16 protein-coding genes and 1 pseudogene are annotated in these 18046 nt (G+C 74.1%); 6 read left to right on the top strand and 11 right to left on the bottom strand.

Annotation, left to right across the window (positions count from 1 at the left end; translation table 11 throughout):
* Together B7P34_RS30130 and B7P34_RS30125 are read left to right on the top strand one after the other, a co-directional pair.
* Window positions 1-292: pseudogene (locus B7P34_RS30130) on the top strand (hypothetical protein); the annotation flags it as partial.
* A 584-nt stretch (window positions 293-876) separates the two neighbouring features.
* Window positions 877-2151, top strand: coding sequence for a benzoate/H(+) symporter BenE family transporter (locus B7P34_RS30125; RefSeq protein ID WP_223268379.1), 1275 nt, complete (start codon window positions 877-879; stop codon window positions 2149-2151).
* A 2-nt stretch (window positions 2152-2153) separates the two neighbouring features.
* Here the strand turns inward: B7P34_RS30125 and B7P34_RS30120 are convergent, their stop codons facing one another.
* From B7P34_RS30120 to B7P34_RS30090, 7 genes are all read right to left on the bottom strand, one after another.
* Window positions 2154-2651, bottom strand: coding sequence for a nucleoside deaminase (locus B7P34_RS30120; RefSeq protein ID WP_106681356.1), 498 nt, complete (start codon window positions 2649-2651; stop codon window positions 2154-2156).
* 83 nt (window positions 2652-2734) lie between these two features.
* Window positions 2735-3205: a cyanase gene (cynS, locus tag B7P34_RS30115; RefSeq protein WP_106681355.1), complete on the bottom strand. Its 471-nt coding sequence runs from the start codon at window positions 3203-3205 to the stop codon at window positions 2735-2737.
* 118 nt (window positions 3206-3323) lie between these two features.
* Window positions 3324-3911 (bottom strand): carbonic anhydrase, encoded by a 588-nt coding sequence (locus B7P34_RS30110; protein WP_106681354.1) that lies wholly within the window; start codon window positions 3909-3911, stop codon window positions 3324-3326.
* A 131-nt stretch (window positions 3912-4042) separates the two neighbouring features.
* Window positions 4043-6472, bottom strand: a complete 2430-nt coding sequence (locus tag B7P34_RS30105; RefSeq protein ID WP_223268378.1) for a SpoIIE family protein phosphatase — start codon at window positions 6470-6472, stop codon at window positions 4043-4045.
* A gap of 170 nt (window positions 6473-6642) precedes the next feature.
* Window positions 6643-7473: a Cof-type HAD-IIB family hydrolase gene (locus tag B7P34_RS30100; protein WP_223268377.1), complete on the bottom strand. Its 831-nt coding sequence runs from the start codon at window positions 7471-7473 to the stop codon at window positions 6643-6645.
* 69 nt (window positions 7474-7542) lie between these two features.
* Window positions 7543-7935 (bottom strand): thiol-disulfide oxidoreductase DCC family protein, encoded by a 393-nt coding sequence (locus B7P34_RS30095; RefSeq protein WP_106681353.1) that lies wholly within the window; start codon window positions 7933-7935, stop codon window positions 7543-7545.
* A gap of 47 nt (window positions 7936-7982) precedes the next feature.
* Window positions 7983-9113, bottom strand: coding sequence for an FAD-dependent monooxygenase (locus tag B7P34_RS30090; RefSeq protein WP_106681352.1), 1131 nt, complete (start codon window positions 9111-9113; stop codon window positions 7983-7985).
* 201 nt (window positions 9114-9314) lie between these two features.
* Between B7P34_RS30090 and B7P34_RS30085 the strand changes: the two genes are divergently transcribed.
* Window positions 9315-10337, top strand: a complete 1023-nt coding sequence (locus B7P34_RS30085; protein WP_223268376.1) for a TetR/AcrR family transcriptional regulator C-terminal domain-containing protein — start codon at window positions 9315-9317, stop codon at window positions 10335-10337.
* A gap of 146 nt (window positions 10338-10483) precedes the next feature.
* Window positions 10484-11758, top strand: coding sequence for an acyltransferase family protein (locus tag B7P34_RS30080; RefSeq protein ID WP_106681350.1), 1275 nt, complete (start codon window positions 10484-10486; stop codon window positions 11756-11758).
* On the opposite strand, the gene B7P34_RS30075 is transcribed toward B7P34_RS30080, so the two are convergent.
* From B7P34_RS30075 to B7P34_RS30060, 4 genes are all read right to left on the bottom strand, one after another.
* Window positions 11722-12372 (bottom strand): DUF4360 domain-containing protein, encoded by a 651-nt coding sequence (locus B7P34_RS30075; RefSeq protein ID WP_106681349.1) that lies wholly within the window; start codon window positions 12370-12372, stop codon window positions 11722-11724. The genes B7P34_RS30080 and B7P34_RS30075 overlap by 37 nt on opposite strands.
* A gap of 64 nt (window positions 12373-12436) precedes the next feature.
* On the bottom strand, window positions 12437-13084 hold the full coding sequence (locus B7P34_RS30070) for a DUF4360 domain-containing protein (RefSeq protein WP_106681348.1): 648 nt from the start codon (window positions 13082-13084) through the stop codon (window positions 12437-12439).
* A 180-nt stretch (window positions 13085-13264) separates the two neighbouring features.
* Complete coding sequence (locus B7P34_RS30065; protein WP_106681347.1) at window positions 13265-14044, bottom strand: GNAT family N-acetyltransferase; 780 nt, start codon at window positions 14042-14044, stop codon at window positions 13265-13267.
* Between the two features lie 41 nt (window positions 14045-14085).
* Window positions 14086-14766 carry a ribonuclease H family protein gene (locus tag B7P34_RS30060; RefSeq protein ID WP_106681346.1) on the bottom strand — a complete coding sequence of 227 codons (681 nt, stop codon included), beginning with the start codon at window positions 14764-14766 and terminating at the stop codon, window positions 14086-14088.
* Window positions 14767-15030: 264 nt separating this feature from the next.
* Here B7P34_RS30060 and B7P34_RS30055 point away from each other — a divergent pair, with 264 nt between their 5' ends.
* Window positions 15031-16290: an MFS transporter gene (locus tag B7P34_RS30055; RefSeq protein ID WP_353620279.1), complete on the top strand. Its 1260-nt coding sequence runs from the start codon at window positions 15031-15033 to the stop codon at window positions 16288-16290.
* Window positions 16291-16558: 268 nt separating this feature from the next.
* Window positions 16559-18046, top strand: a 1488-nt coding sequence (locus B7P34_RS30050; RefSeq protein ID WP_223268380.1) for a hypothetical protein, incomplete at its 3' end; no start/stop codon positions are given.

Here is an 18046-nt window from a genome sequence, read left to right as displayed (position 1 = left end):
GCCCCGCCCCTTCCGCGGCGGGCTCGCCCACCTCGCCCTCACCACCGGCGCCCCCGTCGTACCGCTCGGCCAGGCGGGGGCCCGGCGCGTCACCTCCGGCAGCCGCCCCAAGCAGCTCGCCGGGCTGGTCACCGCGCCCCTGCGCCGGCCCGCCCTGCACGTGCACGTCGGCGCACCCGTCCGGCTGACCGGCGACCGGGCGTCGGCCACCGTGCGCGCCCACGCGGCGGTCACCAGCGCCTGGCGCACCGCCGCGGAACGCATAGGAGAGCCGGTCGGCCTGGCGGCCTGAGGCCGCCGGGCCGCGCCCGGCCGCGTTCGTCCTAGCGTCTGGCCTGGGGGTCGTCGCACCCCTGGCCGGTGCTGCCCTTCCCTTCCGGAGCGATCTCCGAGGCCCACCCCTCGGGGGGCTCCTGGTACGGGCTGCAGGTCCCGCACGAGGCACACGTCCACCTGCCGTGTACCCCGAGGACGACGGACCCGCAGCCACTACAGGTGTTGGTGGTGTAGTACGGCTCGCCGGGTGCGGCGTGTGAGCGCCATGCCTGCTCTTCCATGTCACCCAGACTGCCATGAACACTGTGAGCACGAGGACTTCCCGTCAGGACCGTTGATGGTCGACGCGCCACATTCGGGACAGTTCATGACCCCCCTTCCTGCCTGCGGCGCTTGCCGAGCAGCAGTCAGAAGCCGGTCACCCGGCCGTAGTTGAGCCTTGGTTGCCTTCACCATCGGCCAAGTGAAGCGAAGGCACCAGACACCGCGCCCGAAGTGTGATAAGCGCGATGCCGGCCGTCACCGGCCGCCATGCCGGCCCGGTCCCGGGGGTCCGCAATCCGGTTGACAAAGATCAACCCGTGTAGTGGATTCGCCACCGTGCGCTCCCCTCAACTCACCCCCCTCACACGGCTCTCCCGGCACATACGCTCAGCCGCTCCCGCGGACGCGGTCACGGCGGGCTTCCTCGCCGTGCTCATCGGCATCACGAGCTCCGTGGCCATCGTCGTCACCGCGGCCCAGGCGGCGGGGGCCACCAGTGCCCAGCTCACCTCCTGGATGTTCGCCCTGGGCATCGGCATGGGCGTCACCTGCGCCGGGCTCTCGCTGCGGTACCGGGCGCCGGTGGTCACGGCGTGGTCCACGCCCGGCGCGGCGCTGCTGGCGACCGGCCTGCACGGTGTGTCGATGGCGCAGGCCGTCGGCGCGTTCCTGCTCTCGGCGGTCCTGGTGATCGTCAGCGGCGCGACCGGCTGGTTCGAGCGCGTCATGGACCGGATCCCGGTGCCGCTGGCGTCGGCGCTCCTGGCCGGTGTCCTCGTGCAGTTCGGCACCGGTCTGTTCACGAAGATGCAGCACGACTTCGCCGTGGTGTTCCCGATGTTCGCGGTGTACCTGGCCTGCAAACGGTGGCTTCCCCGGTACGCGGTCATCGGCGCGCTGGCCGCGGGCGTCGCGGTGAGCGCGGTCCGGGGCGAGTGGCGGCTGCAGGGGCTGCACGTGGCGCTCGCCGAGCCCGTCTTCGTGCGCCCCGAGTTCTCCTGGCAAGTGCTGGTCGGCGTGGGCCTGCCGCTGTACGTGGTCACCATGGCCTCGCAGAACCTGCCGGGCGTGGCCGTGCTGCGCGGCGCGGGCTACCGCACGCCGGTCTCGCCGCTGCTGACCTGGACCGGGATCGTCAACGCGGTGCTGGCCCCCTTCGGCTGCTTCGGGCTGAACCTGGCCGCCATCACCGCCGCGATCTGCACGGGCCCGGACGCGCACCGCGATCCCCGCAGGCGCTACCTGGCGTCCGTCTGGGCCGGTCTGTTCTACGTGACGGTGGGCCTGTTCGGCGGTGTCGTGGGCTGGCTGCTCACCGCCATGCCCACCGCCCTGGTGATGGGCATCGCCGGGCTCGGCCTCCTGGGCACGATCGGCTCCTCCCTGACGGCCGCCCTGGCGGACGAGCGCATGCGGGAGCCCGCGGTGGTCACCTTCCTCGCCACCGCCTCGGGCATCACCCTGGCCGGGATCGGCTCGACGTTCTGGGGGCTGCTGGCCGGAGTGCTGGCCGTGTTCGTCCTGGGCGGGCGGCGCCGCGGGAGGACCGCGGCGCCGGAAGGAGTGCGGGCGGGGGCGCAGGAGCCCCTGCCGGAGGGCGCGCCCCGCTGACGTCAGGCCGTGGGCGCCCCGGGCACGCGGCGTTCGCCGCCGTTGCGCCGCTGCCAGGCCCGGTAGACGTCGGTGGCGGCGTCGCGGGGCTCGTGGCGCATCGGCAGGCGGCGCTCGCTCCAGTCCTTGGCGAACTCCGCGTAGAAGGTGTTCAGCTCGAAGTACTTGCGGTCGTCCACGTAGTGGGGCTCGTAGTCGTCGCGCCCGGTGAGGAAGACGACCTCGTCGGGGCTGCAGTAGTAGAGCGAGCCGAGGCACATCGGGCAGGGGTGGGCGAGCACGTAGATCGTGGTGCCGGTGAGGTGCTCGGTGCCCAGCCGGGTGCAGGCCTCGCGGATGGCGAGGATCTCGGCGTGCGCGGTCGGGTCGGAGGTCTGGGCGACGAGGTTGGGGCTCTCGGCGAGGATCTCGCCGTCCTTGACGATGACGGTCGCGAAGGGGCGGCCGCCCTCCTCGACGTTCCTGCGGGCGATGTCGATGGTGCGCTGGATGAAGTCCACGGGGTGGGTGCTCCTGGAGTGGTGCGGTGCGGTCCCCGCGCCCGGCGGGATGCCGGGCGCGGGGACCGCGGGGGGCCGGTTCGTCAGAAGGGCTTCGTCGGCAGGTACTTGCCGTCGAGCGTGATCACGGCCCGCTCGCCGCCCTCGGGGTCCGCGACCTTCTTCACGTCCAGCTTGAAGTTGATCGCGCTGATGATGCCGTCGCCGAACTGCTCGTGGACGAGGGCCTTGAGGGTCGTGCCGTAGACCTGGAGCATCTCGTAGAAGCGGTAGATGGTCGGGTCGGTCGGTATGCCGCCGGGGATGGAACCGCGGGTGGGAATGGTCTGCAGCGCCGTCGCGTCGTCGGCGTCCAGGCCCAGGAGCTCGGCGACGGCCTCGGCCGAGGCCTCGGGGAGCGGGTGCTGGCCGAGGACGGCGGCGGTGACGAAGGCGACCGAGAGGCCCGCGGCGTCGGCGATCTGCTGCCAGGACAGGTCCTTGCGGACCTTGGCTTCGACGGCCTTGGCGGCCAGGGCCTGACGGGCGGCGGGGTCGAACTGGGCGTGGATCATGGGAGGAGTTCCTTCCGTGGGTGGGGATCCGTGGCGGGAGTCCGCGGGTGGGATTCTGTGGGTGAGGAGTCGCGCACGGCTCGGCGCGTCATGCGCGGCAAAGAGGGATGGACGGCGGTCAGGCCGCCGCGGTGAAGGGGCTCGCGACGTCGAGTTCCTCGACGGTGCCGCTGCCGATGTCGTAACACCAGCCGTGCAGCGTGACGGTGCCCTGGGCGAGGGCGCGGGCCACCGACGGGTGGGTGACCAGATTCGCCAGCTGGGCGCGGACGTTGCTCCGCACGAGAGCGTCCACCCCGGCGACCGTGGTGCGGGCCCGTGCGGCGTCCGCGTGGCGCAGCCAGTCGGCGGTCGTCGGCAGGGTGCCCAGGTCGTGGCCTTCGGCGAGGGCGGTCATCGCGCCGCAGGCGGAGTGTCCGCAGACGACGATGTCGCTGACGCCCAGAGCGGCGACCGCGTACTCGATGCTGGCCGCGATGCCGTCCGTACGGGGCGCGTAGGCGGGAACGAGATTGCCGGCCGTGCGGATGACGAACAGCTCGCCGGGCTCGCTCTGGGTGATCAGCTCCGGCACCACGCGGGCGTCGGAGCAGCTGATGAACAGCGTCTTCGGCCGGTGCGTCGTGGCGAGGCCGGCGAAGAGCTCCGCCTTGGCGGGGTAGACGTCTTGCTGGAAACGCGCGACGCCCTGGGCGAGGTCTTGCATGGTCACTCCTTCGGTGGTTGCCGGCCCCGTGGGCTGACGTGTTCCACCATGCATGACCTGGCTCTATAGAGTCCAAGAGCTAAAGTCCATGACTTCTATAGATCTCATCTATACCCGCTCGCGGGCGGCCCTCACGGCAGCAGCTGCTCCGTCCAGACCGTCTTGCCCTCGCGCCCGTAGCGCGTGCCCCAGCGCTCGGTGAGCTGGGCGACGAGGAAGAGCCCGCGGCCGCCCTCGTCGGTCGTCCGGGCCCGGCGCAGGTGGGGCGCGGTGCTGCTGGTGTCGGAGACCTCGCAGATGAGGCGGGGGCCGCGGATGAGCCGCAGGGTGACGGGCCCGCCGGCGTAGCGGTAGGCGTTGGTGACGAGTTCGCTGACGATGAGCTCGGTGGTGAAGGCCAGTTCGCCGAGCCCCCAGGCGCCGAGCTGCTCGGCCATCAGCGTGCGGGCCTGCCCCGCGGCCCGCGGGTCCGCCGGCAGCGTCCAGGTGGCCACGCAGTGGTCGGGCAGCACGCGGGTGCGGGCGAGGAGGAGGGCGACGTCGTCGCCGGGTTCGGCGGGCAGGAGGGCGTCCACGACGGCCTTGGCCGTCTCGTCCACCCGGCAGCCGGGGCGGGCGAGTTCCTGCGAGAGGCGGTCGAGGGCTTCGTCGACGTCGAGGGCGGGGATCTGGATGAGGCCGTTGGTGAAGAGGGCCAGGAGGCTGCCTTCGGGCAGTTCGAGCTCGGTCGCCTCGAAGGGCAGGCCGCCGAGGCCGAGCGGCGGCCCGGCGGGCAGCTCGGGAAAGCTGACCTTTCCGTCGGGGGTGACGACGGCGGGGGGCGGGTGGCCGGCGCGCGCGAGGGAGCAGCAGCGGGAGACCGGGTCGTAGACGGCGTAGAGGCAGCTGGCGCCGGTGACCTGGTCGAGGGGGAAGTCGCGGCTGTTGTGCTCCTGTTCGGCGGCGAGGCCGTGCACGAGGTCGTCGAGGTGGGAGAGGACCTCGTCGGGGTCGAGGTCGAGCTCGGCCAGGGTGTGGACGGCGGTGCGCAGGCGGCCCATGGTGGCCGCGGCGTCGATGCCGTGCCCGATCACGTCGCCGACGACGAGGGCGACGCGCGCGCCGGACAGCGGGATGACGTCGAACCAGTCCCCGCCGACGCCTTCCACCGCGCCGGCGGGGATGTACTGGTGGGCGATCTCGGCGGCGGGCAGCTCGGGCAGTTCGCCGGGGAGCAGGCGGACCTGCAGGGTGAGGGCGGCCTGGTGCTGGCGGGTGTAGCGGCGGGCGTTGTCGATGCAGACGGCGGCGCGGGCGGCGAACTCTCCCGCGAGGGTGAGGTCGTCCTCCTCGAACGGCTCGGGGGTGCGGGAGCGCCAGAGGCTGACGAGCCCGAGGACGAGGCCGCGGGCGGCGAGCGGCAGCATCATGACGGAGTGGGTGCCCAGGGCGCGGGCCGCGTCGGCGCGTTCCTGCGCGACGGCCGCGTAGTCCTCGATGGTGCGGACCTCGGGCACGAGGACGGGGGTCTGCTCGGCGAGGCACCGGCCCTGGGGGGTCTCCGGGGCGAAGCGGATGAGGCTGCCCAGCGGGTTGAGGGCCTCCTCGGCGCCGGGGGTGTCGGTCCTGACGGCCGTCCGGCGGACGGGCCCGAAGCCGTCCTGCGAGGGCTCCTCGCCGCGGCTGACGGGGTCGAGGAGGTCGACGGTGGCGCAGTCGGCGAGTTCGGGGACGAGGACGTCGGCCAGCTCGCGGGCAGTGGTGGTGACGTCCAGGGTGGTGCCGATGCGGGCGCCCGCGTCGTTGAGCAGGTCCAGCCGGAGCCTGGCCCGCTCCCGTTCGGTGACGTCTTCGACCAACTGGGTGACGCCGAGGATCTCCCCGGCGGAATCCTCCATACGGAACGCGGAGACGGAGACGTAGCGGATGCGGGAGGGGTCGCTGCGCAGCCGGCACGGCTGGTCGGTGAAGATCATCGGGTCTCCGGTGTCCAGGACGTGCCGCAGGCCGCGCTCCACGGTCTCCGTGTCGGCCGCCACGACGAAGTCGCCCGTCCTGCGGCCGCGCGCCTGCTCGGGGGTGATGCCGCCGATCCGGGCGACGGCCCGGTTGACCCGCAGGATGCTGAGGTCCGGGGCGTGGACGGCCAGGCCGATGGGCGCGCGCCGGAACAGCCCGTCGAGGACCGAGCGGTCCGTCTCCCACTGGATCACGTCCTGCGCGGGCGCGCCGACCAGGAACCACTCGCAGTCGGGGCTGCCGCGGGTGACGCGGCGGGCCCGGACGCCCATGGGGACGCGCCGGCCGTCGCGGTGGCGTACGGGCACGATGCCGAACCAGCCGGACGCCCGCAGGCACGCGGCGGCCGCGGCCACGACCTGCTCCCGGTCGGCGGGGTCCACGAGCGCGTCGAGCGCGGGCCGGCCGATCACGTCCGCGCCGCGGTGGCCGAGGAAGGCCTCGGCGCGGTCGCCCCAGCCCACGACGGTGCCCCGGTGGTCCAGCACGGCCGAGACCGAGTTGCCGACCGAGAAGGGGTCCTCGGGGCTCTCGTGGAAGCGCGTCATGGGTTCGTCCGTCACACAGGGCCTCCTTCCGCCGGACGCGCCGCGGCTGCCGTCTCCTGCTTCCACAGTGATGCGTGCGGGGCGTCGGCGCTTGCCGGCCGCCGGGCCGGGGGCGGCGCGCACGGGTGGTGCGCGCTCCCCCGGATGGCGCAAGGGGGCCGCGAAGGGCTGCGCGGGGGCCGGCCTCAGGCCGTGCCGAAGAGCCGCTCCAGTACGGCGGCGACGCCGTCCTCCTCGTTGGTGGCGGTGTGCCGCCGCACGGAGGCGAGGACCGCCGGATGGGCGTTGCCCATGGCGTAGCCGGTGCCCGCCCAGGTCAGGATGGTGAGGTCGTTGGGCATGTCGCCGAAGGCGACGACGTCGGCGGCGGTGATGCCGCGGCCGGCGCACAGTCCGGAGAGCGTGCCGGCCTTGGTGACGCCGGTCGCGGTGACCTCCAGGAGCCCGCGCCCGCCGGAGTGGGTGAACTGGGCCTCGGCGCCCGCGGCTTCCTGGGCGGCGGCGAGGAGGTGGTCCGCGTCGAGCCGCGCGGACCAGGCGAGGAGCTTGGCGATGGGGACGTCGGCGGTCCACAGGTCGGCGAGGGACGGCACGGGCGACTCCGCCGCGGCGTCCTCGGGGAGGCGCAGCCGGTACGCCGGCTCGTAGAGGACCCGGTGGCCGGTCTCGACGGCGTAGCCGACGTCCGGCAGGGCGGCCGACAGGACGGTCACGACCTTGCGAGCGACGGATACGGGCAGGGCGCGGGAGTCGGTGACGGTGCGGGAGGCGAGGTCGTAGACGAGGGCGCCGTTGCTGCAGACCGCGGTGCCGGTGAGGCCGGTCGCGGCGGAGAGCCGGTCGACGAAGCGGGGCGGGCGGGCGGTGACGAAGACGACCTCGGCGCCGGCTCCGGTGGCGGTGCGCAGGGCGCGCAGGGTGCGCGGGGAGAGGCTGCCGTCGTTGCGGAGGAGGGTGCCGTCGAGGTCGGTGGCTATCAGGCGGGGGCTCGGGCTGCTGGAGCGAGGACGCGTCATTTCCCCACGTTACCTGCGCCGTTGGGCCGCCGGACGACCATGCCCGGCGGTCCGGTGACGAGTTGGTGCCTACAAGGCCCCGGGGCGGCGGTCCGCGGGCAGGGCGCAGGCGGCCGTGCCGCCGGGGAGCCGGTGGCGGTTGTCCGCGATCAGGCGGTACAGGCCGTGGCCGGCCCAGCGCGCCGGCGGCAGGGTGAGCACCGCACCGGGGACGGCCCACGCGCCGGGCGCGCTGAGGAGGAGCTTGGCGACGGCCTGGGCGCCCCCGTGGACGGTGCCGCCGGGGGCGATCCACAGCAGCTCGTGCTCGGCCCGTTCCCGGGTGACGCCCAGCTCGTCCAGGTCGGCGAACTGCCAGGCCACGACGGTGCAGCGGGGCCGGACGTACTTCTCCGCGAACCGCACGGAGGTGGTGCAGAAGCCGCAGTCGCCGTCGTAGACGAGCACAGGTCGGGTTCTCATGGGGCCATCATGCCCGCGCGGGTGCGGCGGCGGACGGCGGGGGTCGCTCACCCGTCGAGGGCGATGCCGTTCTTCGCCTTCTCCAGGGCCTCCTCCGAGTGGTCGCCGGCCGCGTGGGCGAGCGCGAGGGCCTGGTTGAGGGCGACGAACGGGCGCATGCGGGCCTCGTAGCGGGTGAACGCGGCGGTGTGCCCGCCGCCGTCCCGCTTGCCGAGCTCGGCGGCCAGCACGTAGGCGCCGACGAGCGCCAGGCTCGTGCCCTGCCCGGAGAGCGGCGAGGGGCAGTAGCCCGCGTCCCCGACGAGGGCCGTGCGGCCACTGGTCCAGCGGTCCATGCGGATCTGGGCCATCTGGTCGAAGTAGAAGTCCGGGGCCTCGTGCATGGCCTGCAGGAGCCGCGGCGTCTCCCAGCCCACGTGCGCCAGCTTCTCGGCCATGAGGGCCTTCTGCCGCGCGGTGTCGCGGTAGTCGTAGGCGACCGGGCCGGACGTGAAGCCGAGGGTGGCCCGGATCTCGGTGTTGTCGCGCACGGGGTAGACGCAGCAGCTCGCGGTGCGGGGGCCGGCCGACTCGTCGTTGAGCCATATCTCCCAGTTGTCGAGGCCGAGGAAGTTGGGAGCGCTGAAGACCGTCAGGTAGGCGCCGAGGTGCTGGACGTACTCCTGCTCCGGCCCGAAGGCCAGCGCCCGCACCTTCGAGTGCAGGCCGTCGGCGCCCACGACGAGGTCGAAGGTGCGCTCCGGGCTCCGTTCGAAGCGCACGCGGACGCCGTCGGCGCGGTCGTCGAGGGCGGCTATGGAGTCGGCGTAGACGAACTCGGCTCCGGCTTCGAGTGCCTGACGGTGCAGCAGGCCGGTGAGGTCCTCGCGCAGCAGCTCGATGTCGTCGTTGTCGAGCCGGCCGCCGCTCAGGGTCATCTCGGTGGAGCGCCAGGTCTCGTTGCCCTGGCCGTCGAGCATGGTCATGCCGCGCAGGCGGGTGCGGACGGCGCCGGCCTCCTCCAGGATCCCGGACCGGTCGAGGACGTCGAGGGCGACACCGCGCACGTCGATCGCCTGGCCGCCCGGGCGGACGGCGGGGGCCCGCTCGACCACGGTCGCCGCGAAGCCGTTGCGGCGCAGCCAGTAGGCGAGCGTGAGGCCCGCGACGCTGGCACCGGAGACGAGGACGTTCTGCATGGAAATCACCTTCGCTGGAACAGTGGTCGGCCCGTACGAGGTCGGTCCGTACGGTGTACGCCACTGAATGTACGCCGTACGCGCAGGCTCCGCCACCCCCTCCCGGCCCCGCTGGACTAGTACAGATGCCGCCTCCACCAGCGATTTCCCGACGCTCTCCCTGCTAGTCTGTGTACTAGTACAGGAAGAGGAGGCCGTCCCGTGGCCGGAAAAGTGGCCGGAGAAATGGCCGGAGAAGTGGCCGGAAAATCGGTCCCGCCGTACCTGCGCATCGCCGCCGAGCTGCGCGGCCGCATCGCCGGCGGCGAGCTCGCGCCGGGCGACCGCGTCCCGTCCACCCGGCAGATCGCCCAGGAGTGGAACGTCGCGCTCGCCACGGCCACGAAGGTGCTGACGACCCTGCGTCAGGAGGGGCTCGTCCGGGCCCAGCCGCGGGTGGGAACCGTCGTCGCGGGCCCGGACCGGCAGCCGGAGGCGGCGCCGGGGCCGGGAGCGGCGACCGCCGCCGCTCCCGCCGTGACCACGCCCGCGACGACCGACCACGAGCTGACGCGTGACCGCATCGTCCGGGCCGCCGTCGCCATCGCCGACGCCGAAGGGCTCTCCGCCCTCTCCATGCGCGGGATCGCCGGCCGGCTCGGCGTCGCGGCCATGTCGCCCTACCGCTACGTGAACAGCAAGGACGACCTGATCTGTCTCATGGCCGACGCCGCGTTCGCGGAGCTGTCCTACCCGGCGGCGGCCCCCGAGGACTGGCGGCAGCGCCTCGAACTCGGGGCCCGCGCGCTGTGGGCCGTCCATCGCGCGCACCCCTGGCTCGCGCACATCGGCCCCCTCACCCGCCCGCTCGCCCTGCCGCACCTCATCGCGTACTCCGAGTGGATGCTCACCGCCCTCGACGGCCTCGGCCTCTCCCCGGCGACGATGCTCGACGTGAACGTGCTGCTCTACAGCTACGTCCAGGGCACCGCGGTCCACCTGGAGCGGGAGAAGCAGGCCGCGGGCGACACCGGGCTCTCCGGCGAGCAGTGGATGGACGCCCACGCGGCGGCGTTCGACGCCCTCACCACCTCCGGCCGCTACCCCGTCTTCGCCAGGGTGACCGGATCCTTCGGCGGCGACAACGGCTACGACCTGCGCCTCGACGAGGTCTTCGCGCTCGGCCTCACGTCCATGCTGGACGGCCTGGCCCTGCGGTTCGGGGGCGCGGAAACGGGCCGGTGACGCCCCCGCGCAGGCGGACCCCGTACCCGTAGTACTGCAGAGCTACGCCGCAGTGCACTCCCCGGTACGACGCCGGCCGCGGCATCCTCTCCCTAGCTTCCGTGCCGGAAGCACCGCCCATCTCCGGCACGGAAGGCCCGACCCCCATGGCGTCCAGTACGCTCGATCCCGCGCGCCGCGGCAGCGGCATCGCGCACCGCGTCCTGCTCGGCACCCCGCCCGGCCGGGACCGGGCCGTCGACGCCCTCCGGGCCTTCGCCGTGCTGGGCGTGGTGCTCGGCCACTGGCTGGTGACGGCGCTGGTCGCGGACGGGGGCGCGGTCTGGAGCACGAGCCCGCTCAAGTACGCGCCCGGGCTCGCCCCGGTGTCCTGGGTGTTCCAGACCATGGCCGTCTTCTTCCTGGTGGGCGGGCTGGTCGGCGTCAAGGGCCACGCGTCCGCACGGGCCCGGGGCGCCACCTACGGGCAGTGGCTCGGAGCCCGGCTGAAGCGGCTGTTCCGGCCGGTCGCCGCGCTGCTGGCCGTCTGGGCCGCCGTGGCCGGCGCGCTGCTCGCGTCCGGCGTCGCGCCGGAGACCGTGCGGACGCTGGTCAGCCTGGTGTGCTCACCGCTGTGGTTCCTGCTGGTGTTCGCCGCACTGACGGCCGCGACTCCCCTGGCCGCGAGGATACGGCCCTGGTGGCCGCTCGCCGTGGTCGCGCTCGTCGACCTGATCCGGTTCGGCGCGGGCGGGCCGGCATGGCTCGGCTGGGTGAACGTGGCGGCTGGGTGGCTGGTTCCGTACTGCCTGGGCGCGGCCTGGGCGCAAGGCAGGCTGCAGAGCCGCAGGACCGGCTGGGCGCTGCTGGCCGGCGGCGCGCTCGCCGCCGCCCTGCTCGTGGCGTTCGCCGGGTATCCGGCCTCCATGGTCGGGGTGCCCGACGCGGCGGTCTCCAACCTCAGCCCGCCCACGCTCGCGGCCGCCGCGTTCGGCCTCGCCCAGTGCGGCGCGGCGCTCCTGCTGCTGCGACCGCTGCGGCGCGTGCTGCGACGACCGGCGGCCTGGGCGGCGGTGGCCGTGGTGAACCTCTTCGCCATGACGGTCTTCCTGTGGCACCAGACGGCGATGATGGCCGTCACCATGGCGGGCCTGCTCGCGGGCCCGCCCCTGCCCGGCCTGCACACCCTGCCCGGAACTCCCTTCTGGATCCTCGCGCGCCTCGCGTGGCTTCCGGTCTTCGGAGCGGCGCTGCTGGTGTGCTGGGCGCTGTTCCGCCGCTTCGAGCACGGGCGGCCGCCGCGCGGCCGGGGGCGTGGCCGGAACCGGCCTGCGCGACCGGACACAGGCCGCGGTCCCGGCGTACGGGACGGGGCCGGCCCGGCCGGCGGGCCGCTGAGGCCGCGTCAGCTGTGGGGACACGGCTTCCAGGCGAAGTGGTAGAGCGTGTTGATGCTGCCGTCCGTCGAGTCCATCGCCAGGAGGCTGGTGGTCCGCGTGGGGTCCGAGGTGCCGGCGTCCACCCGCAGTTCCGTGTTGATGTTGAGGTAGCGGACCGCCCCGCAGGGGGCGTAGACCACCGCGTCGAGGTCGGTGCTGTCGGAGGCCTGCCAGTTGTCGTGCAGCGGGCCGGCGAAGTGGTGGTTCACGAACGTGGTCTGCTGCATGCCCTGGAAGTAGTAGTTGGCCCGTTCCAGGCCGGTGGCGCCCTTCTCCAGGTGGGCGAAGCCCCGGTAGTCCGCCTTGGCCACGGCGTACGTGAAGCCCTGCGGGACGTGGACGTTCAGGCTGAGCTGGCAGTTCTTGCGGAAGTCGGTGGGCTTGGCGCCGACGCCCACCTGGGCCGTGTAGCTGCTGTAGGTCACGGTGAAGGCCTGGTTGTCCGGGGCGACGGTCACGTTGGCCGTCCCCGCGGGGCAGCCCGAGCCGTTGACCGCCACGACGTCGATCACGATCCGGTCGGGAGGAGGTTCCCCGTACGGAGCGGCCGGCGACGGTGCCACCGGAGCGGCGAACATGGCCACGGCAGCACAGCCGATCGCCACCGGTCCCAACATGGAGGTACCTCCTGCTTCAGGTTCCACGGACGGACGCGTGCGCCCGGAGGCGGCCGGTCAGCGGTCAGGGGCATTCCTTCCACGCGAAGTGGTAGACCGTGCTGACGCTGCCGTCCGTCGAGTCCATGGCCATGAAGCTGGTGGTCGACGCCGGGTCCGAGGAGCCGGCGCCCACGCGGAGCTCGGTGTTGACGTTGAGGATCCGCGACACGCCGCAGGGGGCGTAGACGAGTTCGGCGGCTCCCGTCACGTCCGTCGTCTCCCAGTCGTCGCTGTAGGGGCCCGTGAAGCGGTGGCTCACCGAGGTCGTCTGGGACATGCCCTGGAAGTAGTAGCTGGCCCGCTCCATGCCCGAGGCACCGCTCTCCAGGTGCGCGAAGCCGCGGTAGTCCGCCTTGGCCACGGCGTACGTGAAGCCCTGCGGGACGTGGACGTTCAGGCCGAGCTGGCAGTTCTTGCGGAAGTCGGTGGGCTTGGCGCCGACGCCCACTTGGGCGAGGTACTTGCTGTAGGTCACCGTGAAGGCGGTGTTGTCGGGGGCGACGGCCACGGCGGCCGTCCCCGCGGGGCAGCCCGAGCCGTTGACCGCCACGACGTCGATGACGACCCTGTCCGGCGGAGGCACCCCCTCCGACGACGCGGACGACGGTGCGAAGGACGCGGCGGCCATCAGGGCCACGGCCGCGCCGGCGGTCAACACCGGTCTGAACATGGGATTCCCCTTTCCTTCCCTGGGCGGGGACGCTGTGCGCGCGGCCCATGGCACCACCGAGGGAGGGGCATGTACAGGTCAGGTTGAGCCGTCCCGGCGGACCGGCCGGTCACCTCAGGAGCACCGGTGGCCCCCCGCGCACCACCGGTCGCCGACGGGTACGCGCCTCCATATCCGTGCCTACTCCCCCACGCGGTCGAAGACGTGCATGCGGCCGATTTCCGTGAAGCCGCGACGGGCGTACCAATGGCGCGGCCAGTCCGCGGCGTCGGCGGTCAGGAAGCGCGTGCGGCAGCCGGCGTCGACGGCCAGGCGCAGGGCAGTGGCGAGCACCGCGTCGGCGTGACCGCGCCCGAGCCGGTCCGCCGCCGTGACCAGGTCCTCCACCTGCGCCACGCCGGACGCCGGGTCCAGGTAGAGGTCGGCCCAGGACGCGACCTCGCCGTCCTCGGCGCGCGAGCCGACGATGTGCACGGCGGCGGCGCCGCGGCGGCGGGCCGCGCGGCGCTCGACCAGCTGCCGCACGACGTCCTCGCCGGCGTCCGGCAGGAAGCCGTGCCAGCTCCGGGTGAGCGGGCGGCCTATCGCCTCCAGGTCCACCACTTCCGCCTCGCGCGCGGCGGCCCGCACGGGGCCGGAGTGCAGCATCACCACGTAGGTGCCGTGCCGGTACCCCGCCCGGGCCAGCGGATCCGCGCACGCCGCCCCGGCCGCGTCGTCCAGCACGGAGACCATGCGGTACGGCAGGTCCCCCAGCGCCTCGTCGGCGAGGGCGGGCAGCGCGCCGGGGTCCACCGCCCCGCCGGCGACGACGACCTGATTGTTCGCGCGCGAGTGGGCGTAGGCGTCGTCCCGGACGGCGAAGGCGCCGGGGAGGGCGATGGTGCGCCCCGCCTGGCGGCGGGCGAAGTCCAGCATGAAGGCGTGGATCCGCCGCAGTTCGGGGTTCGTGTCCGGCATGCGCCGACCCTAGGCGGCCGGCCGGGCGGGCCGCGAGCGGATTACGCGGTGGCGGCGCAGGCCGGGTGGCCCCACCCGCGCTCGCCCTTGGAGATCTTCTCGCCGGCCGCGTACAACTGGCCGCAGGGGCAGCGGCCCGCGAACTTCGCCTTGATCGTCGCCGTCCCGGAGGAGCGCGGCTTGCGGCTCTTCGGCGGGCCGGTGCGCCGGGCCGCCGCGGGCTCGCGCGGGGCCGGCACGGGCAGGCCCTCGGTGCCGTGCGCGGTGCCGGCCGCCTGCTGCTGGACCGCCGCGTCGCTGGCCGCCTGGTCGGCGATCGCGTTCAGGGGGTCGCCGTTCTCCTGGTGGGCCGGCACGTACCGGAACTCGACGGCGCGGCCCGCGAGGAGGGCGTCGATGCGGATGACGAGCTCGCGATTGGCCACCGGCGAGCCGGACGAGGTCTTCCACCCGTTGCGCTTCCAGCCGGGCAGCCACTTGGTCACGGCGTTCATCGCGTACTGCGAGTCCATCCGCACCTGCATCGGCACGGCCGGGTCCGTGGCCTCCAGGAGCTGCTCCAGGGCGGTCAGCTCCGCGATGTTGTTGGTCGCCCTGCCCAGCGGGCCGGCCTCCCAGCGCTCGGGGGCGCCCGTCGCGTCGGCCACGACCCAGGCCCAGGCGGCGGGCCCCGGGTTGCCCTTCGATGCCCCGTCACAGGCGGCGATGATCTGTTCAGACATCCCTCGATGATGCCAGGGATCCGGAGCCGGCCGTTCTGCGGTGTGCGGGCACCGAATACCGGACATTCGTCCAGTGGGGCCCGTTCGTCCCGGGGCCCCGGGACCTCCGGCGGGCCGCCGCAGGTCACAGCGAGTGCCGTTCAGGCGACAGGCATCGCCGGTTCATCAGCTGGACCACGGGAGTTGTCCATATTGAGAATGGTAATGACCGAAAATGCCCGTCATTTTTGACTGAGGGCCACGTCATGCCCAAATGTCTGCCAAATGTTGTCAATGAAGACTCATGGCGGCGGCATCTTACGGAATGGGGACTTCCGTCTCCTTCTGGCCGGTGCCGCCGTGAGCCAGCTCGGCGCCCAGGTGACCGTGGTGGCGCTGCCGCTGGTCGCCGTGGTCGCGCTCGACGCCTCCCCCCTGGAGGCCGGGCTGCTGACCGCCGCCGAGACCGCGGCGTTCCTGCTGGTCGGCCTGCCGGCCGGGGCATGGCTGGACCGGATGCGGCGGCTGCCGGTCCTCGTCCGCGCCGACGTCGTCCGGGCGGCGGCGATGGCGACCCTGCCGCTCGCCGCCTGGGCCGGGGCGCTCACCATGGCACAGCTCTACGTGGTCGCCCTCGTCACCGGCGTGGCCACCGTCTTCTTCGACATCGCGCACCAGAGCTACCTGCCGTCCCTGCTCCCCCGTGAGCAGCTCGTCGCGGGCAACGGCGCCCTGGAGACGGCCCGTTCGTCCGCCCAGGTCGCGGGCCCCGGGCTGGGCGGCGCCCTGGTCCAGCTCCTCGGAGCGCCCTTCGCCCTGCTCGCCGACGCCCTCGGCTACCTGCTGTCCGCCCTCTTCCTGCGCGGCATACGGCACCGCGAGCCGCGGCCCGCCCCCGCGCCGGGCGTGCCCCTGCGCACCCAGGTCGCGGAAGGGCTCGCCTTCGTCTTCCGGCACCCCGTCCTGCGCATGATCGCCTGCGCCACGGCGCTCGCGAACTTCTTCACCGCGATGCTCGTGGCGGTCCAGACGGTGTTCCTGGTGCGCGTGCTCGAACTGCCGCCGGGCGTCCTGGGGTTGATGATGTCCGCCTCGGCGATCGGAGGCCTGGCCGGAGCCCTGTGCGCGGGAGCGCTCGCGCGCGCGGTCGGCCAGGCGAGAGTAATCTGGCTGTCGACCGTGGTCACCGGTCCGTTCGCCCTGCTGTGGCCGCTGGCCGGCCGGGGCGCGTCCGCCGCCTGGTTCGCCCTCGCGTCCGCCGCCGTCTTCTTCGGCGCCGTCGTCTACAACGTCGCCCAGGTCAGCTTCCGGCAGCTGCTCTGCCCGGACGAGCTGCTGGGCCGCATGAACGCCACGCTGCGCTTCATGGTGTGGGGCACGATGCCGCTCGGCGCGCTGGCGGGCGGGGCCATCGCGGAGGCGGCCGGAGCCCGCACCGCGGTGTGGGTGTGCGCCGCGGGAATCCTGCTGGTGCCGGTGCCGCTCCTGGCGTCGCCGCTGCGGGGCCTGCGCGATCTGCCTGCGGCGGCCGCGGTCACCGGCTGAGGGGGTACGCACCCCGTCGGCCGGGGGGCGGACGGCCGCCGGGCCCGGGCCGGGGCCCGGCCTCTGACCGGACGAGCCGCACCGCCGTCCCGACCGGCCGAGTAACCCCGGCCGTCCGGCCGGTCCGGCCGGCCGATCCGCCGGCCGGACCGGCCGCGCCACCCCAGCCGTACTCGCCACGACCGCGCCCGCAGCCCGCAGCCCGGCGCATGTCATCGCTCCTCTCGTCCCACGAGCCGTCGCGCCCCTCGGCGCACGGGAGGTCATCGTGCAACCCGGCAACATCACCTCGTCCTACCTCGCCCGCTACCGGCACCTCACCGGCGGCGCCGCCGAGCCCGGCGGCACACCGCTGCCGGTCACCGGAGCGCAGCGGCGGTTCCTCCTCGCCCAGCGGCTCGACCCCGCCGGACGGCCGGTCCTGGTCCCGTTGTTCTTCGCCTTCCCCGCGGGGACCGTCGACGCCGAACGGCTGCGTGCGGCCGCCGGACACCTGGCCGCCTTGCACCCGGCGTTGCGGGCGCGGCAGCTGGTGCGGCGCGGGGTGCCGCTGCAGGTGCCGGGCGTGCCCGCCGGGCACGTCGAGCGCGTCCGGCCGCGGCCCGGGGAATCCGCCCGCGACGCCCTGCTGCGGGCCCTGGCCGAATGGCCCGCGGACGGGCCGCCGTTGCGGTTCTTCCTGGCGGACGACGCCTCGGCGGACGGCGGCGCGCGGGAGGTCCTCGCCGTGGTCCTGGACCACACGGCCTGCGACGAGCAGTCCCTGGGCCTGATCACGGCGGGCCTCTCCGACGCCTACCGCGACGGGCTCGGGCCGCAGGACGTGCCCGCGGACGTGGCGGCCGACGGCACGTCCGCCTACGCGGACGCCGTGCACCGTCAACTCGCCGCCGAGGAGAGGGCGTCGCAGCCCGAGGCCCTCGCCTACTGGGAGAAGCGTCTCGCGGGCCTCCGCGGCTGCGCGGCACCGGACGGCAGCGGCACGGGCACCGCCGGCCGCACCGGCACCGCCCTGCGCCGGATCCCCGTCGCCGGGGACGGCGCGCGGTCCCCGGCCTTCCCCGTCCTCCTCGACGCCTGCGCCGGGGCCGCCCGTGCGCTCCACGGCGCGGACTCCGTACCGGTCCTGGGATACCCCTGGGGCGGCAGGCCCCTCGGTGCCGCTCCGGTCCTCGGCTGCTTCCTCAACACGGTCGTGCACCCGGCGGACGACACCGGCGCCGCGGAGCGGGCCTCGGCCTGGTGGGACGACCTCGACCGCGCCGACACCCCGTTCGACGAGGTCGTCCACGCGGCCCGGCGGGCCGGCGCGCCCTGGTCCGGGCGGCTTGACGGCCTCCTCACCTTCGAGGACCTCGGCCGCCGGCCGCCGCTGCGGCTCGGCGACGCCACGGGCCGCGAGGTCCACTTCGACGGGCGGCCCCTCCAGGCGCCGTTCGCCGTCTCCGTCTCGTACGGCTCCGACCTGCTCGTCCGCATGGCCTGGGACCGGTCGGCCGTGCCGGACCACCGTGCGGAGGCGGCCTTCGCCTCCCTGACCGGCTCCCTCACCGGCTCCCTGTCCGCCGCTCCGGCCGCCTCACTGACCGGCTCCCTGTCCGAAGCGCTGGACACGCGGACCGCGCAGCCCCACTGCAACGGCGCCGACCGAGCGGAGCTCCTGCCCGCCGTCGCCGACGTCGACGCCATCCTGGTCCGCAGCGCCACCAAGGTCGACGCCGAGGCCATCGCCGCCGCCACGAAGCTGCGCGTCATC

It is taken from the genome of Streptosporangium nondiastaticum (assembly GCF_003011965.1).
Lineage (GTDB): Bacteria > Actinomycetota > Actinomycetes > Streptomycetales > Streptomycetaceae > Streptomyces > Streptomyces nondiastaticus.
Note: the sequence above shows the minus strand (reverse complement) of the source record. Positions and strands in the feature narration are given on the sequence as shown.